Origin of the sequence: Nonomuraea sp. NPDC003804, from assembly GCF_040610675.1 — a bacterium.
In the GTDB taxonomy this organism is placed as follows: Bacteria; Actinomycetota; Actinomycetes; order Streptosporangiales; family Streptosporangiaceae; genus Nonomuraea.
Genome location: NZ_JBEXMT010000119.1, coordinates 1 through 1,207 on the forward strand (window position 1 = coordinate 1; position 1,207 = coordinate 1,207).

1 pseudogene is annotated in these 1,207 nt (G+C 66.9%); it reads right to left on the reverse strand.

The annotated features are described in order from the left end of the window. Positions 1-1,207, reverse strand: a pseudogene (locus ABZX22_RS45200) (DNA-directed RNA polymerase subunit beta); the annotation flags it as partial.

Here is a 1,207-nt window from a genome sequence, read left to right on the forward strand (position 1 = left end):
AGCGCCATCTCGCCGTTGTCGGTGCAGGGACCGTCGGCGATGACCTGGTTGACCTCGACCCGGTCGCCCTCGGCGACGATGGGCTTCTGGTTGAACGAGGTGCCCTGGTTGGAACGCTTGAACTTGGCGACCCGGTAGGTGGTGCGGGTGCCGTCGTCGTTCATGACCGTGACGTAGTCGGCGGAGACCTCCTCGACCACGCCGGCCTTCTCGGCGCTGATGACGTCGCCGGCGTCGGTCGCGGCACGGTACTCCATGCCGGTGCCGACCAGCGGCGACTCGCTCTTCAGCAGCGGCACGGACTGCCTCTGCATGTTGGAGCCCATGAGCGCGCGGTTGGCGTCGTCGTGCTCGAGGAAGGGGATCATCGCGGTGGCCACCGACACCATCTGGCGCGGCGACACGTCGATGTAGTCGACCTCCTCGGCACGGGCGAGCTCGGTCTCACCACCCTTGGTGCGAACCAGGACGCGGGGCTCGGCGAACGAACCGTCCGGGTTGAGGGTGGTGTTGGCCTGCGCCTTGACGTAACGGTCTTCCTCGTCGGCGGTCAGGTAGTCGATCTGGTCGGTCACCTTGCCGTCGACGACCTTGCGGTAAGGAGTCTCCACGAAGCCGAAGGCGTTGATGCGGCCGAAGGAGGCCAGCGAGCCGATCAGACCGATGTTGGGGCCTTCAGGCGTCTCGATCGGGCACATCCGGCCGTAGTGGGACGGGTGCACGTCGCGGACCTCGAAGCCGGCGCGCTCACGCGACAGACCACCGGGACCCAGCGCGGACAGACGCCGCTTGTGCGTCAGGCCGGCCAGCGGGTTGGTCTGGTCCATGAACTGCGACAGCTGCGAGGTGCCGAAGAACTCCTTGATCGACGCCACGACCGGGCGGATGTTGATCAGGGTCTGCGGCGTGATGGCCTCGACGTCCTGCGTGGTCATGCGCTCGCGGACGACGCGCTCCATGCGGGCCAGGCCCAGGCGGACCTGGTTCTGGATGAGCTCGCCCACGCTGCGCAGACGACGGTTGCCGAAGTGGTCGATGTCGTCGGTCTCGACGATGACCTCGCGACCCTCGGCGCCCGGCATCGACTCCTCGCCGGCGTGCAGCCTGACGATGTACTCGATGGTGGCGACGATGTCGTCCTCGGTCAGCGTCCCCTGGGTGATCTCCGCGTCGATCCCGAGCTTCTTGTTGATCTTGTAACGACCGA